The sequence below is a fragment of the Sorangium sp. So ce406 genome (genome assembly GCF_051474675.1).
Classification (GTDB): domain Bacteria; phylum Myxococcota_A; class Polyangia; order Polyangiales; family Polyangiaceae; genus Sorangium; species Sorangium cellulosum_G.
In genome coordinates, this window is record NZ_CP150340.1 from 2,708,055 (window position 1) to 2,725,490 (window position 17,436).

Genomic DNA, 17,436 nt, shown 5'->3' on the forward strand with positions numbered 1-17,436 from the left:
CGTCATGACCCATCGTCCCCTGACTCGCCCCTCGCGCGCGCCGCGCGCTGTCCACGTCCTGCCGCTCGCGCTCGCGCCGCTCGTGGCCTTCCCCCTGTCCTGCGCGCCGGAGCTCGCGGCTCCCCCTCGCCTCGATGACGACGAGGTCACCGCGACCGCCGGCGACGCGGACATGATCCCCGAGCTCCAGATCGATCCCGCTGCGCCGCTGGATGCCGCGCCCCCGGTGCTGCGGCTGCTGGTGCGCCTCCCGGCCGCCGCCGCCGGGAGCGTCGATCCCGGTCGGGCGCTGATCCTCCGGGGGAAGATCGGCGCCGCGCACCTGCGGCAGATAGAGCAAGACGATCTGTCGAACGCCCTCGCGGAGCGCGTGGTCCCGTCGATCGCCTGGCTGAACGAGGCGCCTACGGGAGATCTCTGGCTCACCGTGGCGCCGCTCGCCCCGCTCGCGCCCGGAGAGACGTACGCCGTGGCCAGCGGCAGCCCCGCCTTCTCGCACCACATCCAGGTCGCCACCGAAGGCTCGCCCCCCGTGCTCCCACGGCTGTGGCCGCCGCCCGACGGCGGCGCGAGCCTCACCTTCGGCGTGTGGTGCGGCGATGCGCCCCTCCCCGAGATGGCCGCCGCCGCGGCGCTGGCCCCCGGAGGACCGGCGGGCGAGCTGCGCCGCGGCGCCGTCGACGACATCGGCGCGCGCTGCGTGCGCTTCGAAGGCGAGCCGGCGCCCGCGGCGACCAGCCAGACGGACGAGCTGCGCCTCGTTGGCCCACCCATCGCTTTCGCCGATGAGCCAGGAGCCGTGAGCCTCGACCCGCGTCCGTTTTCGATGGAATCGGAGCCCTTCCCTGCCGCATCGATCGCCTGCGCGCTGGACGAGGTCCCGATGGGACCCGGCTGCGCTCACGTCGCCGACGATCGGATTCGCGTCCGCTCGGCGGACGCGCCGCTGCTCTGGGCGGTCGCGGGCGAGGGGCTCGATGAGGTCCGCGCGGCGCCGCCGGGCGAGCTGTTCGTCCTCGCCCCCTTGCCGCCTCTCACGGCCATCCAGCTCGCCGTGGCCACCATCGACAACGCCGGGCACGTGGAGAGACGGACGTTCTCAGCCATGACGCGTGCGCCCATGCCCCACGTGGTTATCAATGAGGTGCTGGCGAATCCTGTAGGAGCTGAGCCGTCTCAGGAGTGGGTCGAGCTCTACAACGACGGAGATGTCCCAGCCGACCTCACAGGGTATGTGCTCGCCGATGTGGGCGGAGAGACAGAATTGCCCTCCATCTCCCTTGGCCCCGGCACGTACGCGCTGGTCGTCAACGAGGACTATGTCGCTGAAGATGAGCTCGATCCTCCGGCTCCTCCCGATACGCTGCTGCTCCGCGTTCCAAAACTTGGCAACCATGGGCTGTCGAACTCGGGAGAACCGCTCAAATTGAAGGATGGAGGAGGTGCAGTGATGTCCAGGTCGCCCGCTTTGCCGGAGCCGAAAGCGGGGATGAGCCTGGCTCGTGTGAGGCCGCGCGCCCCCGATGGTTCGGCCGGCTCGTTCGTGACCGGGTGGCCGACACCCGGTCGCGTGAACATAATGAACCAGGAGATCCCCTGAAGACTGGGGAGTCCGCCTCCGCGCGGGGCGTTCTCTCCAAGGGGCCGAGAAAATTCGAGCAAAGCGGGTGACGGACCCGTCCGTGAGAGCTAGGTTTCAATCGAGTAGACAGACGGGTGGGGGGGGCCGCCACCTGAGGAGACGCTGCCGCGCTGTGAACGCGAGCTGTGCGGCAGGTGCCTTTCGCGTGGAGTTCGGCGATGGCTGGTGTTCGTGAAAAGCTGTTGACGGCATCGGACCTCGCAGCCTTGTGCGAGGTCGACTTGAAGACAATCCATAACTGGGTAGATCGGGGGAGGATTGCCCATTTCCGTACGCCGGGGAGACACTTGCGCTTCAAGGCGGCGGATGTGGCCGAGTTCCTCCGCGCATGGGGCTATTCGGTGCCCCGGGAGCTCGCGAAGGCGACCTCCAAGTCGATGATGGTCATCGGCACCAAGGACACGATGACCCACGCGGCGCGTTCCCTCGGGGAAGGCGTGCCCATCCGGCACGCCAGCCACCCGTACGACGCGCTGATCTACGCGGGGGCGGACCCCGCGGACGTGTACATCGTCGACGTGCGGGCGGTGTCCAGCGACGTGGACGTCACCTCCCTCTTCGAGGCGCTCCACCGAGCGAACTCGCAGGGGACGTTCGTCGCGCTGTCGGACGAGCCCATCAGCCTGCCCACCTTCGTGGGCCGGATCGGGCGCAACGACGCGCAGCAGCTCAAGGCGTTCCTGATGCCTGAAGCGGCCGCGCAGGCAGGGGCGCCCCTCCAGGCGGCAGCCGGCGCGGGCTCCGAAGAGCCGCCGCGCAGCCTGGCCGCTGGCGGGTCCTCGCGCTGAGCGAGGGCCCCGGCCGTCCACGCCCGGCAGACAGGCCCGGCGAGGACGGCCGCGGGCGGCTGCGGGGCGATCCGCCACGAGCCGCAGCACTGCCGAGCGACCCGCTGCGGACGGAGTCCCCCCCTCCCGCAGCGCAACCTGGGGCCGGTTGACAGGTCGCTCGCAGCCACGCTGCTGAGCTCGTTCCCCCGCAGCCAGCCCATCCTTCGGATATCTGGAAAACGCATGAGCCCGAGGACCGCAGCTCCTCGGACGGAAGCAGCTCAGCTTCCAGCGATGGTCATGGCGGAGACGCGGAAGGTCGGCGCCGCCGTTGCCGTCCGGAGATCCAGGTCGTCGCCGACGGCGTCGATCCGCTGAAGGAGCTCGTCGAGGTTCAGAGAGATCGTGACCTCGCTCACGGGGTGAGTGAGCTGGCCGTTCTCGATCCAGAAGCCGGACGCGCCCCGGGAGAAGTCGCCGGTCACGGCGTTGAAGCCGAAGCCCATCATCTCCGTGACGTACAGCCCGCGCGGCGTGGAGCGGACGATCTCCTCCGCCGGCGTGGCCGTGGGTTGCAGGATGAAGTTCGACGTCGACGGGCCCACGCCGCCGCCCCCGCCGCGCGCCGCGCTGCCGGTCGACGCGCGCTTGAGCTTCCGGCCGCTGTAGCTGTCGCAGAGGTAGGTCTTCAGGATGCCCTGCTCGACCACGACGTTGCGCCGGGCCAGGAGGCCCTCGCCGTCGAACGGGCGCGAGCCGGGCGCCCGCGGGATCAGCGGGTCGTCGACCACCGTGATGAGATCGCTGGCGACGCGCGTCCCCTCGCGGCCGACGAGGTAGCTCGACTTGCGCCAGATCGAGCTGCCCATGAGACAGGAGCCGAGCAGCCCCAGCATCGACCGGGCAGCGTCCGGGTCGAAGACGACCGGCGCCTCGCAGGTCGGCACCTTGCGGGCGCCGAGCTTGCGCAGCGTCCGGCGGGCTGCCTCGCGGCCGACGGCGTCCGGGGCGTCGAGATCGGCGAGGTGGCGCCGCGCGCTGAAGTGGAAGCCGCGGCGCTTCTTGTCGCCGCTGTCGTCGGCGACCGGGGAGACCACGAGCGACGCGTACGAGCCCGCGTAGCCGCCGCGGAAGCCGCCGGACAGGACCAGGGCGAAGGCGCTCGCGGTCCGAGAGAACGTCGCGCCGTCGCTGTTCGTGATGCGGGGATCGGCGTCGCGCGCGGCCTGCTCGCCGCGGCGCGCGATGTCGATGGCCTGCGCGGCCGTGACCGAGCCGCCGGACGGATCGTAGAGCTCGAGCGCCGGGAAGGGGCCGCTGGAGATGAGCTCCGGATCGGCGGGGCCGGCGAACTCGTCCTCCTGGGAGATGTCGGCGAGCTCGAGCGCGTCCGCCACGAACCGGTCGATGCCGCGCGGCGTGAGGTCGGACGTCGAGGTCAGCGCGACGCGCTGCTTCTTGATGATCCGCATGCCGAGGCTCTTGTGGACGGCCTCCTCGACGAGCTCGGGCTCGCCGAGCCGCACCTTCGTGGAGAGCTCGGACCCGGAGCGAGCGATCGCCTCCGCGACGTCGGCGCCTCCCTTCCGGGCGCGCGTCACGACCTGGTCGGCCAGCTCCATCAGTTCTTCGATCTGCTGATCCACGCGGGCTCGTTCGGACATGGGGCGACAGGGTGGTGGAGCGCGGTGGCTCCGTCAACGCGGCGGGAGAGCCGCGGCCCCCGACCGGGCGCGTCTCAGCCCGGTCGGTTGGACCGCCCGCCCTTGCCGAGGCCGAGCCGGCGCTCGGGGCGCGTCGAGGCGGGCCGGGGCGGATCGACCCCGCGCGCCGGCTCGCTCGGGACGGCGCGAGGGCGCGGGGCGCGGGGGGGCTCGGCCTTGTCCGCGCCGCCCGGCGGATCGCGCCGGAGGAGGGCGCTCACGGTGACCGCGAAGCCGGCGGCGAGCATGGTGTACATCCAGAGGAGCGCGTAGCCGAGCGGACCGCCGGCGACCGGGTGGACGCCGAAGTCGCCCTCGACCTGCCGGTAGGTGCCGTCGAGCGCGAGGCGCCGCGAGAGGGCGAGGACCGTGACGAGCGCGATCGCGATCGGCGCGCCGCCGAACACGGCCAGCGCGCGCACGGCGCCCTGCGCGGTGGGCCTGCCGCCGGCGCTCGAGGCGAAGCGGTGCGCGGCGGCGAACCCGGCGGGCACGGACGCGGCGTCGAGCAGGAGCAGCAGGAGGTCGACCGCGGACGGGATCCGGCGGGTGTCGACGAGGTACGCGAAGCTCCAGTCGGGCGCGAACACGAGGAAGTAGGCGCAGACCGGCGCGAAGACGAGGACGGCGAACAGCGAGACGAGGGCGAGCGGCCGATCGCGCGGGCCCGGCGAGAGCCGGGGCTCCGCCGCGCGCAGCGCGCCAGGGCGGTGAGGGGCTGCGGCGCTGAACCAGGCGAGCAGCGCGCCGAGGGCAAAGCCGACGAGGGGAGCGACGAAGGCGGGCACGCGGCGCGGAAAGTAGCCCCGCCGCCCCCTCCTGCGCAAAGAGCCTGGACCGGTTTGCGCGGCGCGCGCGCGATCTGCCGGCGAGGGAGGAGCATCGGCGAGGGCGCGCCGGGGACGCGCGTCGAGGAGGCGCGCGCAGGGGGCGCCGGAAGCGCACCGAGGCCCCGCCTTGGCGGCCACAGCGGTGGCGGCGGGCGAGGCGGAAGGTTTGCGGTGGGGGCGCTGCCGCGCTAAGCGGCTGCGCACATGGAGCCGCGCCTCGTCCGAGAGCTGCTGGAGCGCGTCCGTAACGGAGAGACCGCCATCGAGGAGGCGCTCGAGGCGCTCCGGGGGCTGCCTTTCCGGGACCTGGGCGTCGCGACCGTCGATCACCACCGCGCGCTCCGGCAGGGCGTGCCCGAGGTGATCTTCGGCGAAGGGAAGACGCCCGAGCAGATCGCCCTGATCGCCCAGGAGATCTCGGGGGCCGGGCAGAACGTGCTCGTGACGCGGGTCGACGCCGCGAAGGGCGCGGCGGTCGCGTCGCTCTTGCCCGCGTTTCGCTATGTTCCCCTCGCGCGGACCGGGAGCGTCGAGGTCGCGCCGACGCCGAAGCGCGCCGCGGGGCCGGTCGCCGTCGTGACGGCGGGCACGAGCGACCTCCCGGTCGCCGAGGAGGCGATCGAGACGCTGCGGGCCGTGGGGCTCGAATCGAAGCGGATGTACGACGTGGGGGTCGCGGGGCTGCATCGCTTCCTCCACCGCGTCGAGGAGCTGCGCCAGGCGTCGGCCGTGATCGTTGTCGCCGGCATGGAGGGCGCGCTGCCGAGCGTGGTCGGCGGGCTCGTGGCGGCGCCGGTCGTGGCGGTCCCGACCGCTGTCGGCTACGGCGCGGCGCTGGGCGGCTTCACCGCGCTCTTCTCGATGCTCACGTCGTGCGCCTCCGGCGTCGCCGTGGTCAACATCGACAGCGGCTTCGGCGCGGCGATGGTGGTCCATCGCATGCTGCCGAAGGCGTGAGCGCAGGACGAGCGCGACCGCGGGAGCGCCGCGACGGGTCGACGCCCGTTGAACGGAGCAGGCGAGACATGGGACACGATCACGACCACGAGCATGCGCACGGGCACAACCACGAGCATGCGCACGGGCACGACCATGGGCGTGACCACACGCACGCGCACAACCACGCGCATGGGCATGACCACGGGCACGACCACGCGCACGGTCATTCCCACGGGCACGACCACCCGCATGGGCACGACCACCCGCATGGGCACGACCACCCGCAGGGGCACGACCACCCACAGGGGCACGACCACCCGCGCGCGCCGCTCCTCGAGGAGGGCGCGGGCGCCGGCATGGTCCTGTTCTTCGATGCGTTCAGCGGCATCGCGGGCGACATGACGATCGCCGCGCTGCTCGATCTCGGGGTACCCCTCCTCGTCATCGAGCGCGCCGTCGCCGCGCTGCCCCTCGACGGCTTCCACCTCCACCGCGGGCACGCGCACCGGAGCGGCATCGTGGCGACGTCGTTCGACGTCCACGTCGAGGCGCCCCAGCCGGAGCGCACCTACGGATCGATCGACGCCATGCTCGCCGCGGCGCCGCTCGACCCGCCCGTCGCCGCGCTGGCGCGCCGGATCTTCCGGCGCCTCGGCGAGGCGGAGGCCGCCGTGCACCGGATCCGCCTGGAAGACGTGCACTTCCACGAGGTCGGCGCCGTCGACGCGATCGTCGACATCGTGGGCACCGCCGCGGCCATCGTGCACATCGGGGCGGAGGTCGTCGGCTCGCCGCTGCCCATGGGGCGCGGGTTCGTGAAGGCGCGGCACGGGAGCCTCCCGCTGCCGCCGCCCGCCGCGGTCGCGTGCCTGCGCGGCGTCCCGACCTACGGCGTCGAGATCGACGCCGAGCTGGTCACGCCCACGGGCGCGGCGATCATCGCCACGCTGGCGAGCCGGTTCGAGCGCTGGCCGACGTTCGCGCCCGATCGGATCGGCTTCGGCGCCGGCACACGGGAGCTGCCCGACCGCCCCAACCTGCTGCGGGTCGTGCTCGGGACGCGCTCGGGCGGGGAGGAGAGCCTCGGCAGCGCGTCTCACGTGATCGTGGAGGCGAACGTCGACGACCTCACGGGCGAGGTGGCAGCGCACGCGATCGAGGCGCTGCTCGCGGCAGGCGCGCTCGACGCGTGGGCGGTGCCGATCACGATGAAGAAGGGCCGCCCCGCGCTGACGATCGCGGCGCTCGCGGCGGCCCCCCAGGCCGACGCTGTCGCGACGGCGCTGCTCCGCGAGACGACGAGCATCGGGCTCCGGAAGATCCCTGTCGCGCGCACCGAGCGCCCGCGGCGGATCACGACGGTGAAGACCGCCTACGGCGCCATCCGGGTGAAGATCAGCGAGGGGCCGTTCGGGCCGCCGCAGATCAAGCCCGAGTTCGACGACTGCGCCGCGGCGGCGAGGACGCACGGCGTGCCCGTGCGCGAGGTCGTCTCGGCGGCGCTCGCGGCCGCCAAGGGGTGACGCCAGGCGCGCGCGCCGCTCGTGTCAGAGCGCGGCGTGCGCCGCCCGCATGACGGCGCCGCGCGCCGCGTTTCACGCGCGGCGCGTCGCGCCGGAGGCTCAGTCCGGGCGCTCGATCGGCAGCGCCTCGGCCTCCCATGCGAGGAAGCCGCCCTCGAGGAACGCGACGGGGACGCCCTCCTCCGCGAGCTTCGAGGCCATCTCCTTCGACCTGTCGCCGGAGCGACAGTAGAGGACCGGGGCGCCCGGGAGCATGTGGAGCTCGGCGAGCCGTCCCTCGATCTCCTCGAGCGGGAGGTGCACCGCGCCGGGGATGTGAGCGCGGCCGTACGCGTTGGCCTCGCGCGTGTCGACGGCGACCACCTGGCCCTCGTTGACGAGCTGCGCCAGCTCGACCGCCCGGATGGCGCCCTCGGCGCGCGGGAGGAACGGCTCGAGCATCTCGCGGAACTGCTTGCGGTTGAGGACGCCCTGCTCCGCGGCCACCGGGCGGCCCCGGTGGAAGACCATGAACGTCGGGACGGCCTGGATGCGCAGCGTGGTGGCGATGCGCTTCGACCGATCGATGTCGACCTTGACCACCTTGGCCTTGCCCTCGAGCTCGCGCGCGATGGCCTCGACCTCGGGCGCGACCGTTTTGCACGGCCCGCACCAGGCGGCGGTGAAATCGATGAGCACAGGCAACTCGCTGCGGAGCACCTCGCGCTCGAACTCCTGCTCGCTGATCTCGGGAACAGCCATGGCGGCCGAATTCATAGCGGGCCTTCCCATCGAGATCGAGTGGCGCGAGGCCCCCGCCGCCCAGATCGCGGAGACGAGGGCTGTTTCGGCGGATTTCCGGGGCGCTTCCGGGACAGCCTCGGGCCGCCGGGGGCGACGAAGGCCGCCGCCCGCGGCCGGGCGGCGGGCGCCTCGCCCGCGCGCCCTCAGCGCGGCGTCCGCGCGCGCACGGTGCGCGCGTCGACGGCGTCGCGCAGCGCGTCGGCGATGAGGTACGAGCCGCCGACCGTCGCCAGGAGGAGGAGACCGGGGAACACGAGCAGCCGGATCTCGCTCGGGTGCCGCGCCGCCTGGCCCAGCGTCTCGCCCCACGAGGCCACGCGGGTGGGCGCGCCCATCCCGAGGAACGAGATCGCCGCCTCGAGCAGCACCACGGACGCCACGCCGAGGACCGAGCTCACGATCGTCGGGCCGAGCGCGTTCGGGAGGATGTGGCGGTAGAAGACGCGCAGCCGGGTGCTGCCGAGCGCGCGCGCGGCCATCACGTACTCCTCGCTCGACGCGCGCAGCACCTCGGCGCGCACGAGGCGCGCGATCTCCGCCCAGCGGACGAAGGCGACCGCGAGCACCAGCGACAGCGCGGACGGCTCGCGCTCGATCGCGCGCACGATGGCCACGACGAGGATCGCCGGGAAGGTGTCGACCGTCTCGACGAGGCGGACGAGGCCGTCATTCCAGAAGCCGCGCAGCGTGCCGGCGAGCCCGCCGAGCACGACGCCGAGGAACATGCCCACGAGCACCGCGCTCAGCGACAGGCCGAGCGCGGTGCGCGCGCCGTAGATCAGCCGCGCGGCGAGATCGCGGCTCTCGAAATCGGTGCCGAGCGGGTGGTCGGCCGAGGGCGACGCGTTCGGACCGGCGTCGGTGCGCTGCTCCGGGCCGTAGCGGATGGGCGGCCAGATCACGAAGCCCCCGTCGAAGCGCGCCCTGAGCTCGGTCTCGGTGAGCGACTCGAGCGTCCCGGCCTCGGTGATCGCCGGGAGGATCTCGGCGCCGTCCGGCCCGAAGCGGGCGATCGGCGCGGGCGCGGCGAGCAGCTCGGCGAAGATCGCGAGCAGCGCGAGCACGCCGAGCAGGACGGTGCCGGCGGCGACGCGCTTGCTGCCGACCATCCGGCGGAGGAACGCCGCTGCGTGCGTCACGCCTCGCCCCTCCGGGAGAGCACCGCCGGGCCGAGCCGCGGGTCGACCAGCACGTAGGCGAGATCGGTCGCGATCACGCCGAGCGCGGCGATGCCCGCGGCGCCGATCGAGATCGCCATGAGCCAGCTCACGTCGCGCGCCTGCACGGCGAGCAGGGTGAGCTCGCCGAGCCCGTGCAGCTCGAAGACGCGCTCGACGACGAACGCGCCGCCGAGCGCCATCGGCGGCTCCAGGACGGCGAGCGTCACGACCGGGAGCACGGCGTTGCGCAGCCCGTGGACGGCGATGGCGCGCGCCGCGCCGGCGCCGCGCGCCCGCGCCGCCCGGATGAAGTCCTGCGTGAGGACCGCGACGAGCGCGGCGCGCTGCTGCCGCGTCGGCGCCGCGATGAGCGACAGCGCGATGAGGCACGTCGGCAGGAGCAGCGACCGCGCGCCGCCCGAGAGGAGCGCGGCGGCCACGGCGACGACGGCGGTCGGCAGGACGGCGAGCGTGAGCACGGCGGCCGCGATCGCGCTGTCGCTCCGCCGGCCGCGCGAGGCGGCGCTCAGCGCGCCGAGCGGGACGGCCACCGCGTAGGCGAGCGCGATCGCGCCGAACACGAGCGTCAGGGTGACCGGCGCGCGCCGCGCGAGCTCGTCGAGCACCGGCTCGCCGGTCGCCGCGACGCCGAGGCGGTGGGTGACCGCGCCGAGCGCCCACTTGCCGTAGCGGGTCTCGAGCACCGTGGCGGCGAGCCGCGTCGGGCCCGTGAACACCTCGAAATCGCTGCGGTAAACGTTCCAGAAGGACTTCCACCGCGTGACGCACGCGCGCGCCTCCGCGAGGTCCTCGCCCGGGGCGATGCGGTCGTCGATCTCGGCGATGTGGGCCGCGACGTCGACGAGGGCGCGCGCCTGCTCCAGCGTCGCCGCGTCGCGCGGCGGCTGGAGCGCGGCGATCACCGACTGCAGGGCGAACGTGTCGAGCTCGTGCAGCTCGGCGGCGCGCGACGAGGAGCCGTAGCGGACGAGGCGCCGCACCGCGCTCCGGACCGACGCGCTCCTGAACTCGATGCCGCGGTCGTCCCAGAAGCGCGTCCAGAAGGCGACCGCGTGCGCCGGGTCGGCGGCCTCCTCGGCCCGCGGCAGGCCCATCCGCGCGGCGACGGGCGCGAGCGCGAGCGCGACGCGGGTGCGCGGCTCGGGCGCGAGCGCGTCGAGCGGCAGGATGTGCGGCAGCGCGGCGCCGCCGAGGCGCCGCAGCTCGTCGGCCGCGGCGCCCGCGCCCTCGCCGCCGGCCGCGATGACCTGCGCGGCCTCGAGGGCGCGCAGGCGCACGTCGCGCGGCGCCAGGTTGATGAAGCGCGGGAGGTCGAGGAAGCGCTCGCGGCGGAGCCGCGCGAGCTCCGCGCTGGAGAGCGAGGTCGCGAGGAGCGGATCGTCCGTGGGATCGGGGACGAACGAGAGGACGAAGAAGGTCAGCAGCGAGACGCCGACGAGGGTGGGCAGCGTCCAGAGGAGCCGGCGGAGCGCGTGGCGGAGCATCTCTAGACTCGCCCGGGGTCAGCGCAGGATGGCGTCGAGCAGGTCGATGCGCATCCCGAACTTGTAGGGGGAGGCCTTCACCACCTCCGTCTTCTGGCCAGAGATCGTCTCGTCGTTGCCCTCGAGGTACCCGCCCGCGTTGATGCCGATGACCTTGCCTTGGCCGTTGAAGATGGGGCTCCCGTTCATGCCGCTCGTGCTGCGGGCGTCGTGCTGGATCAGCCAGGCCTCGGCGAAGGCCGCGGGCCGCCCGTTCGCGCCGGTGATCCGGCCGATGTTGGCGGCGAGGAAGGTGGCGACGGGGTTCGCGGCGTCGGTGAGGCGCTCCGGGAAGCCGATCAGGTATACGTCGTCGCCGGCGCCGGCGGCGGCGAGCTCCTCCCGGGTCGCGAGCTCCAGCACGGCGGCGGCGCGCCCGGAGATCGACACGACGCCGATGTCCGGGGTGAGCTGGTCGGCGCTGTCGCGGTACTGCGGGTGCGTCCGCATGCTGGTCACGGCGAAGCTTACCTGGCCCCGGCCCTCGTTCTCGAGCGCCACGATCGAGCCGCCGCGGCGCTTCGCCGCGGAGATGCAGTGCGCGTTCGTCGCGAGCACCGAGGGCCGCACCGCGAACGCCGTGCAGAACCCCTCGCGCCCGGACGCGAGCATGAAGATGCCCTTCCGGGACCGGTCGTGGAGGTTGCGCCCGAAGTTGGCGTTGGACGGGTGGAGCGTCCCGAGGCGCCGCTCGATCTCCTTGCGCCGCGGGTCCTCCGGCGGGAGGCGCGCGAGCTCGGCGCGGAGCTGGGCGATCTCGTCGTGGGAGGAGCGGTTGTAGACGATGAGCGCGGCGAGGCTCGCGAGCGCGACCACGAGGAGCAGGGCGAGGATATACGTCGTGCGACGCTGGCCGGCGGTCGCGGCGTGCACCTCCTTGTGGAGCATGGCGTTGATCTCGACGGTGCCGCGCGGCTTCGCGCGCCCCGTGGCCGCCGAGACGGCCGAGGAGATCAGCATGGCGATCGTCCGCTCGCCGACCCGCCGCGCGCCGGCCGGCGGCGCCGCCGGCACGTGCCCGGGGGGCGCGACGGCGGGCGCGGGGTAACCCGCTGCGTGAGCGGCGGGCGCGGCGCCGTGTGCCGGGTAGCCCGCGGCGGGCGCGGCGTGCGCGGGGTAGCCGGTGGGCGCCGGATACGCTGCGGGCGCCGGGTACGCGGCGTGCGCGGGGTAGCCGGTGGGCGCCGGGTACGCCGCGGGATGGGCAGCGGCGGGCGCGGGGTACGCCGCGGGATGGGCAGCGGCGGGCGCAGGGGGCGCCGGCGCCGCGTGCGTCTGCGGAGGCCCCGGCGCGCGGCGCTCGACCAGCTCGAGCCGCACCCGCGGCCCCTTCGCGCCGAACGTGATCTCGTCGCCCGAGACGATCGGGTGCCGCTTGATCCGCTGCCCGCCCGCGTAGGTCCCGTTGCGGCTGTCGAGATCGTAGAGCACCCAGCCCGCCGCCTCGAGGCGCGCCTCCGCGTGGTGGCTGCTCGCGTCGCGATCGTGGTTCGGGTCGAACACGACGTCGTTGTCCGGAGCGCGACCGAAGCGCACGACGCGCCTGTCATGGAGCGCCACGGATCCGGCGTTGGTCCCGAACGTGTGCACGACGCGCAGCATCACGGCGCGGGGACCCCCTGGAGCAGATCGATGCGCATCCCGATCCGGAACGGTGAGCTCTGCGTCACCTTCGTCTTGCGCCCGTCGATCGTGACGTCGTCCTCGTCGTCGATGTGCGCGGCGTGGATGCCGATCACGTGCCCGTACTGGTTGAAGATGGGGCTCCCGCTGTTGCCCCCGCGCGTCACCGCGTCGTGCTGGATGAGCGCCGCGCGATCCGGCGTCGTCGCCTCGCCGTCGAGGCCGGTCACCCGCCCGATGCGGCCCTCCAGGAACGTCGCCGAGGGGCTCAGCGGATCCATCAAGCGGCCGGGGAAGCCGATGACGTACGCGTCGTCGCCCGGACCGATGGCGCGCAGCTCGGCCTCGTTCGCGAGCGTCACCGTGCGCGGCGCCCTGCCGTCGATGCGCAGCAGGGCGACGTCCGGCGAGCCGGCGCCGCCCTCGCCGGACCTGTACGCCGGGTGGGCCGACATCGCGACGATGCGGAAGCGCGTCTTCCCCATGGAGTCGTTCTGCGTGGCGATCGAGGTGCCGCCGCGCGCGCGGCAGTCGCGGACGCAGTGGGCGTTCGTGGCGAGCAGGTCGGGCGCGACGGCGAACGCCGAGCAGCAACCGCCGATGCGGTTGTCCACCATGTAGCCCATCACGTACAGCGCGTTCCTGTTCTGCTCGAAGATGGCGCGGCCCGAGAGCACCTGCTCGGGGATCGCGCCTGACGGCCGTGCCGCGGGCGCGCGCCCGAGGCCGACCTCGGCCGCCAGCGCGTCCGCCGCCCGGCGCGACCGGTACGCGACCACGCCCGCCACCGCCACGGCCACGAGCGCCGCGGCGACGCCGAGCCCGAGGAGCAGGTTGTGGCGCGCCACCCGGCGCCGCGCCTCGTCCGCCTTGGCGCGCACGAGCGCGACCGCCTTCTCCTCGCGCTGCATCGCCTGCACCACCGCGTCCCTGACGATGCGCTGCGCGGTCTCGACGTCGACGCGGCCGTCCGCGTCCGGGCGGCGCGGCGGCGCCCCTTCCTGCTCGACGGCCGGGATCTGCGGACCCCGTTTGTCGTTGCTGCGCGGCATGGCGATGGAAGGCGCGCGTGCGCCGGGCGCGCCCTAGCGAAGCAGGTAATAGCCGGCGATGGTGACGCACGCGACGGCGCTCACGATCATCAAGATCACGAGCCACTGCGGCGCGCCGTCGGTCGGGATCATGATCGGCTCGTCGCCCTGGACGGGCGCGCGGGCGCTCCGCTCGTCCAGGCCGTCGTCCGGCGTCAGGGCCGACATGGCGCGGTCGTACTCGCCGCCGTCCTCGTCCATGTCGCTGTCCGCGCTGCTCATCCACGACTTCGGCGAGGGGGGGCGCTGCGAGATCTTCTTCTCGTCGAGCTCCTTCACCTTGCGCGCCGGCTCGGACGCGGCGGCGTTCTGGGCCAGGAGGTGCTCGGGCAGCTGGTACTTCTGGTAGCGGAGCTCCTCGATGTCCTCGAGCTCCGCCGCGGCGAGCCCGTCGCCGTCGAACTTCGCGACCACCACGGTGATGTTGTCGTGGCCGCCGGCCTGGTTCGCCCGATCCGTCAGCACCTTGCAGGCCTCGATCGGATCGTCGACGGTCCGCAGCACCTCGCGGATCTCCTCGTTCCGCACCATGCCGGAGAGCCCGTCGGAGCAGAGCATCAGCGTGTCGCCCCGCTTGAGCTCCACGTAGGTGAGATCGACCTGCACCGAGTCCGCCGTGCCGAGCGCCTGGAGGATGATGTTGTTGTGCTCGAACGTCTCGGCCTCCTCCTCGGTGAGCTGGCCGGCCTCGATGAGCTGGTTCACGAGCGACTGGTCGCGCGTCACCTGCACGAGCCGATCGCCGCGCAGGATGTACGCGCGGCTGTCGCCGACCTGGCCGAGGAACAGGTGGTCGTCCATGAGCGCGGCGATGGTCGACGTGGTCCCCATCCCGCGCCGGGTCCGATCGAGCTTCGCCTCGCTGAAGATCCTGAGCCCGGCGGCCTCGATCGCCTGCACCAGCCGCGCCGCGAGCTCGTCGTGGTCCTGCGGGGGGCCCCCGGCGCTCATCCGCTGGTAGATGATGTCGACGGCGAGCTGGCTCGCGACCTCGCCTGCCGCGGCGCCGCCCATGCCGTCGCACACGCCGAGCAGCGCGCCCCGCTCGCCGACGACCTGGTAGCGGTCCATCTCCATCAGGCCGCGGCTCGCCTTCGTGAGGTCCGCGACGATGAAGTTGTCCTCGTTATGCTCGCGGACCTGGCCCACGTCGGTGCGGCCGAACAGCCGCAGCACGACCTCGGGGCGGCGCGGCTCGTCCGGCGCTACAGCCTCGCTGTCCATGTCCTCGGGGCGCTGCGCGCCCTCCGCTGGCTCGTCGCCCGCGGCCGCGGGGGAGCCGTCGCTGCGGGCGGCCGTCGCGGCGGGCGTCTCGTCGAGCGCGCCGTCGTCGTGCGAGGCCGCGGTCGCCGCGCCGGCGCCGCGCGCGGGCGCGAACGCGGCCGGCGCGTCGGGCGTCACGGCGTCCGCGAGGTCGTCCGACCTCGTCGCGAGCCCATCCGCGTCCTCGCCGCGCACCCCGCCCGCGGTGAGCCGCACCTGCGGCGGCGGAGGGAGCTTCCTCCCGACCTTGTCGGGCCTCTGGGCGCTGGGCGCCTTCACGGATTTCACAGCGATGCCAGCCTTCTGCTCGCGCGCGGCGCTCGTGGCCGGACGCATCTTGGGCGGCGGGGGCGGCTTCCAGTTCACGGGCTTGCCTGCTTCCACGGACCCCGCCTTGCCGGACTCGAGCGACGCGGCGCCGAGCGGGGAGTCACCAAGGGCCTTGCCCGCGTTGCCGCTCGAGTCGGCCCCTACCGACGCCGCGCCGGGGAGCCCCTCGACTTCCAGCGCCTCGGTCGGCGTTTCGCGCGTTTCGCGCGTTTCGCGGACGGTGTGGTCGCTCATCGGGCGAGATCCACGCGGAACAGGTGCTGCCCGATGCGCACGAAATCGCGGTCCACGAGGCTGACTTCCTCGCGGATCGCGACGTAGGTCCCGTTCGACGACTCCAGGTCGGTGAGCGTGAACTCGCCGGTGGCCGGGTTCCTCCGGATGGCTGCGTGGCGTCGCGAGAGGAACGGATCGGCCGTGAACACGATGTCTCCCGTCTCCCGTCCGATCACCGTTTCATCCCGGTAGAGGTGGTACACGTCCCGCGTCACGCCCTCCACCGTCCGCTGGCAGAGTCGCGCCCGCCGGTGGATGGCGGGCGAGCCAAACAGCAACGTTCCATGCTGGATCGCATGGCCGAGGCCTCGCTCCCCGTCGTTCACGGTCTGAAACTGTAACACCTCGAGCCCCAGGAGAAGCAAGTCGCCATCTCGGAGGGGGTGCGTCTTCCTGATGCGCAGGTAAATGCGGTTGACGCTGCCCAGGTCCCGGAGAACCCAGGAACCGGCCTGCGGAACGATCCGCGCGTGCCGCGGCGAGACGTACTGGTCGTCCTCGAGGAGGATGTCCCCCTCGCTGCGGCCGATGTCGATCTGCGGGCCCGCGAGCGGGAAGCTCTTCCCCTCGGTCCCGTCTTCGACGATCACGATGAGCTTGCCCTCGGGCGCCCGGGTCGGCCGGGTGTCGGCGGGGACCCACGCGGGCGGCCGGACGGAGTAGGATGCCCGCAGCGGCGCGAGCGGTATCTGCGAGGGCGGCGGCGTGCTGCCCGTCTCGGTCGAGCCCGGCCACGGGCCGTCGCCCGGCGGCGGCCGCGGCGGCTCGCGCCCCGCTTCCGGGACGCTCGACGGGGCGGACGGGCGATCGGCGAGGGCCCTCCCGGGGCGCTCGGAGGTCGGCCGCTCGGCGTCGAGCGGCGCCCCGCAGTACTTGCAGAATCGCGTGCCCGCCAGGCACTGGCCATGGCAGCGCGCGCACTCGACGGGCGGGGCGGGCGCCTGGCGCGACGACGCGATGTCGACCACCGGCGAGCCGACGATCTTGTCGGGGGGGCCCCCGCCGGTCGTGAAAGGGGGCAGCCGCGGGGGCGGCAAGGCGACGGGCGGCAGCGGAGCAGGGGCCGGCGTGCCCGCCGGCGCGCCGCCGGCGCCTTGCCGCTGCGCATCCCCGGCGCCGGCGCGATCGTCGCGCGGCGCGGGCAGCGGCGCGGCGTCCGGCGAGGGCGCCGGCCGGGGCGCGGTGTCCTGGAGCTCGCGCGCGGTCGCCCCGGGCTGCTCGATCGGCGCGGGCCGCGGCGCGGCGTCGGGAGGGGGCGCGGCGCGGGGCGCGGTGTCCTGGAGCCCTCGCGCGGTCGTCCCGAGCTGCTCGATGGGCGGGTGCGCCACGTACGGCGCGCCGGGGGAGAGCGCGGCTCCCGGCTCGCTGCCCCTGGCCTTCCGGGGCGCCGGGTCGGTCGACGGCGGGGGGCCCGCCGGGGCGGCGCCGTCTTTCTTGTGGAGCGGCGCGCCGCACGTCACGCAGAAGCGGTAGCCCGGCGGGTTGTCCGCGTCGCAGCTCGCGCAGCGCACCCCCACCAGCGCGTCGGTGATCGTCGGCGTGGCGGGTGGCACGGGCGCGCCGACCCGCTCCGCGACGGCACGCGGATCTTGCAGGGCCGGCGCCATCTGAATGGCGCTGCCCAGCGCGCCCGTGGCCGAGCCGTCGCGCGCAGGACGGGCGGTCACCTCCGCGCGGCCGTGCACCGCCTGCATCGCGGGCTCCGTCCTGGCCGAGCTGATCGGGCTGAACGAGAACACCGGCGCCTCCGGGCGAAGCCGCCCCGGGGCGTGGCGCGCGCCCGGCGCCCTGCCGGCCACGCGGGCGTCGTTCGCCGGCGGCTCCTCGGTCTGCGCGGGCGCCGACATGGCCGGGAGCGACACCTGCGGCAAGCCGCTCGGAGGCGTCGGCGGGGCGACGCGCGCCTCGCGAGCCTTGAGCCTCCGGCCGCAATCCTGACAGAACGTCAGATCGCCAGCG

At 74.0% G+C, this 17,436-nt stretch carries 13 protein-coding genes; 4 read left to right on the forward strand and 9 right to left on the reverse strand.

Annotated elements, in window-relative coordinates; translation table 11 throughout:
• Positions 1–4: 4 nt before the first annotated feature.
• Together WME96_RS10170 and WME96_RS10175 are read left to right on the forward strand one after the other, a co-directional pair.
• Positions 5–1,600: a lamin tail domain-containing protein gene (locus tag WME96_RS10170; protein WP_437289951.1), complete on the forward strand. Its 1,596-nt coding sequence runs from the start codon at positions 5–7 to the stop codon at positions 1,598–1,600.
• Between the two features lie 200 nt (positions 1,601–1,800).
• The gene (locus tag WME96_RS10175; RefSeq protein WP_437289952.1) at positions 1,801–2,430 is read left to right on the forward strand and encodes a helix-turn-helix domain-containing protein; all 630 of its coding nucleotides are present in this window, start codon (positions 1,801–1,803) and stop codon (positions 2,428–2,430) included.
• Between the two features lie 263 nt (positions 2,431–2,693).
• On the opposite strand, the gene WME96_RS10180 is transcribed toward WME96_RS10175, so the two are convergent.
• Positions 2,694–4,076 (reverse strand): TldD/PmbA family protein, encoded by a 1,383-nt coding sequence (locus WME96_RS10180; protein ID WP_437289953.1) that lies wholly within the window; start codon positions 4,074–4,076, stop codon positions 2,694–2,696.
• Positions 4,077–4,150: 74 nt separating this feature from the next.
• Positions 4,151–4,903 (reverse strand): hypothetical protein, encoded by a 753-nt coding sequence (locus tag WME96_RS10185; protein WP_437289954.1) that lies wholly within the window; start codon positions 4,901–4,903, stop codon positions 4,151–4,153.
• A gap of 246 nt (positions 4,904–5,149) precedes the next feature.
• Between WME96_RS10185 and larB the strand changes: the two genes are divergently transcribed.
• Together larB and larC are read left to right on the forward strand one after the other, a co-directional pair.
• Positions 5,150–5,902, forward strand: coding sequence for a nickel pincer cofactor biosynthesis protein LarB (larB, locus tag WME96_RS10190; RefSeq protein ID WP_437289955.1), 753 nt, complete (start codon positions 5,150–5,152; stop codon positions 5,900–5,902).
• A 68-nt stretch (positions 5,903–5,970) separates the two neighbouring features.
• A complete protein-coding gene (gene larC / locus WME96_RS10195; RefSeq protein WP_437289956.1) occupies positions 5,971–7,407 on the forward strand; it encodes a nickel pincer cofactor biosynthesis protein LarC in 1,437 nt (478 codons plus the stop codon).
• A 99-nt stretch (positions 7,408–7,506) separates the two neighbouring features.
• On the opposite strand, the gene trxA is transcribed toward larC, so the two are convergent.
• From trxA to WME96_RS10230, 7 genes are all read right to left on the reverse strand, one after another.
• Positions 7,507–8,148, reverse strand: a complete 642-nt coding sequence (gene trxA / locus WME96_RS10200) for a thioredoxin (RefSeq protein WP_061618110.1) — start codon at positions 8,146–8,148, stop codon at positions 7,507–7,509.
• A gap of 185 nt (positions 8,149–8,333) precedes the next feature.
• Positions 8,334–9,329 (reverse strand): ABC transporter permease, encoded by a 996-nt coding sequence (locus tag WME96_RS10205; RefSeq protein ID WP_437289957.1) that lies wholly within the window; start codon positions 9,327–9,329, stop codon positions 8,334–8,336.
• Positions 9,326–10,855 carry an ABC transporter permease gene (locus WME96_RS10210; RefSeq protein ID WP_437289958.1) on the reverse strand — a complete coding sequence of 510 codons (1,530 nt, stop codon included), beginning with the start codon at positions 10,853–10,855 and terminating at the stop codon, positions 9,326–9,328. The genes WME96_RS10205 and WME96_RS10210 overlap by 4 nt, the downstream gene beginning before the upstream one ends.
• 18 nt (positions 10,856–10,873) lie before the next feature.
• Positions 10,874–12,496 (reverse strand): trypsin-like peptidase domain-containing protein, encoded by a 1,623-nt coding sequence (locus WME96_RS10215; RefSeq protein WP_437292298.1) that lies wholly within the window; start codon positions 12,494–12,496, stop codon positions 10,874–10,876.
• Complete coding sequence (locus WME96_RS10220; protein ID WP_437289959.1) at positions 12,496–13,569, reverse strand: S1 family peptidase; 1,074 nt, start codon at positions 13,567–13,569, stop codon at positions 12,496–12,498. Before WME96_RS10220 ends, WME96_RS10215 begins: the two co-directional genes overlap by 1 nt.
• A gap of 33 nt (positions 13,570–13,602) precedes the next feature.
• On the reverse strand, positions 13,603–15,435 hold the full coding sequence (locus WME96_RS10225; RefSeq protein WP_437289960.1) for a Stp1/IreP family PP2C-type Ser/Thr phosphatase: 1,833 nt from the start codon (positions 15,433–15,435) through the stop codon (positions 13,603–13,605).
• Complete coding sequence (locus WME96_RS10230; RefSeq protein WP_437289961.1) at positions 15,432–17,324, reverse strand: FHA domain-containing protein; 1,893 nt, start codon at positions 17,322–17,324, stop codon at positions 15,432–15,434. The genes WME96_RS10225 and WME96_RS10230 overlap by 4 nt, the downstream gene beginning before the upstream one ends.
• Positions 17,325–17,436: the final 112 nt, after the last annotated feature.

What these genes read in the sequence shown, in the direction of transcription:
- WME96_RS10225 (WP_437289960.1), bottom strand. Translation starts at nt 15,435, where the DNA reads ATGAGCGACCACACCGTCCGCGAAACGCGCGAAACGCGCGAAACGCCG.
- WME96_RS10215 (WP_437292298.1), bottom strand. Translation starts at nt 12,496, where the DNA reads ATGCTGCGCGTCGTGCACACGTTCGGGACCAACGCCGGATCCGTGGCG.
- WME96_RS10175 (WP_437289952.1), top strand. Translation starts at nt 1,801, where the DNA reads ATGGCTGGTGTTCGTGAAAAGCTGTTGACGGCATCGGACCTCGCAGCC.
- WME96_RS10220 (WP_437289959.1), bottom strand. Translation starts at nt 13,569, where the DNA reads ATGCCGCGCAGCAACGACAAACGGGGTCCGCAGATCCCGGCCGTCGAG.
- WME96_RS10210 (WP_437289958.1), bottom strand. Translation starts at nt 10,855, where the DNA reads ATGCTCCGCCACGCGCTCCGCCGGCTCCTCTGGACGCTGCCCACCCTC.
- larB (WP_437289955.1), top strand. Translation starts at nt 5,150, where the DNA reads ATGGAGCCGCGCCTCGTCCGAGAGCTGCTGGAGCGCGTCCGTAACGGA.
- trxA (WP_061618110.1), bottom strand. Translation starts at nt 8,148, where the DNA reads ATGGCTGTTCCCGAGATCAGCGAGCAGGAGTTCGAGCGCGAGGTGCTC.
- WME96_RS10180 (WP_437289953.1), bottom strand. Translation starts at nt 4,076, where the DNA reads ATGTCCGAACGAGCCCGCGTGGATCAGCAGATCGAAGAACTGATGGAG.
- WME96_RS10170 (WP_437289951.1), top strand. Translation starts at nt 5, where the DNA reads ATGACCCATCGTCCCCTGACTCGCCCCTCGCGCGCGCCGCGCGCTGTC.
- WME96_RS10230 (WP_437289961.1), bottom strand. Translation starts at nt 17,324, where the DNA reads ATGTCGGCGCCCGCGCAGACCGAGGAGCCGCCGGCGAACGACGCCCGC.
- larC (WP_437289956.1), top strand. Translation starts at nt 5,971, where the DNA reads ATGGGACACGATCACGACCACGAGCATGCGCACGGGCACAACCACGAG.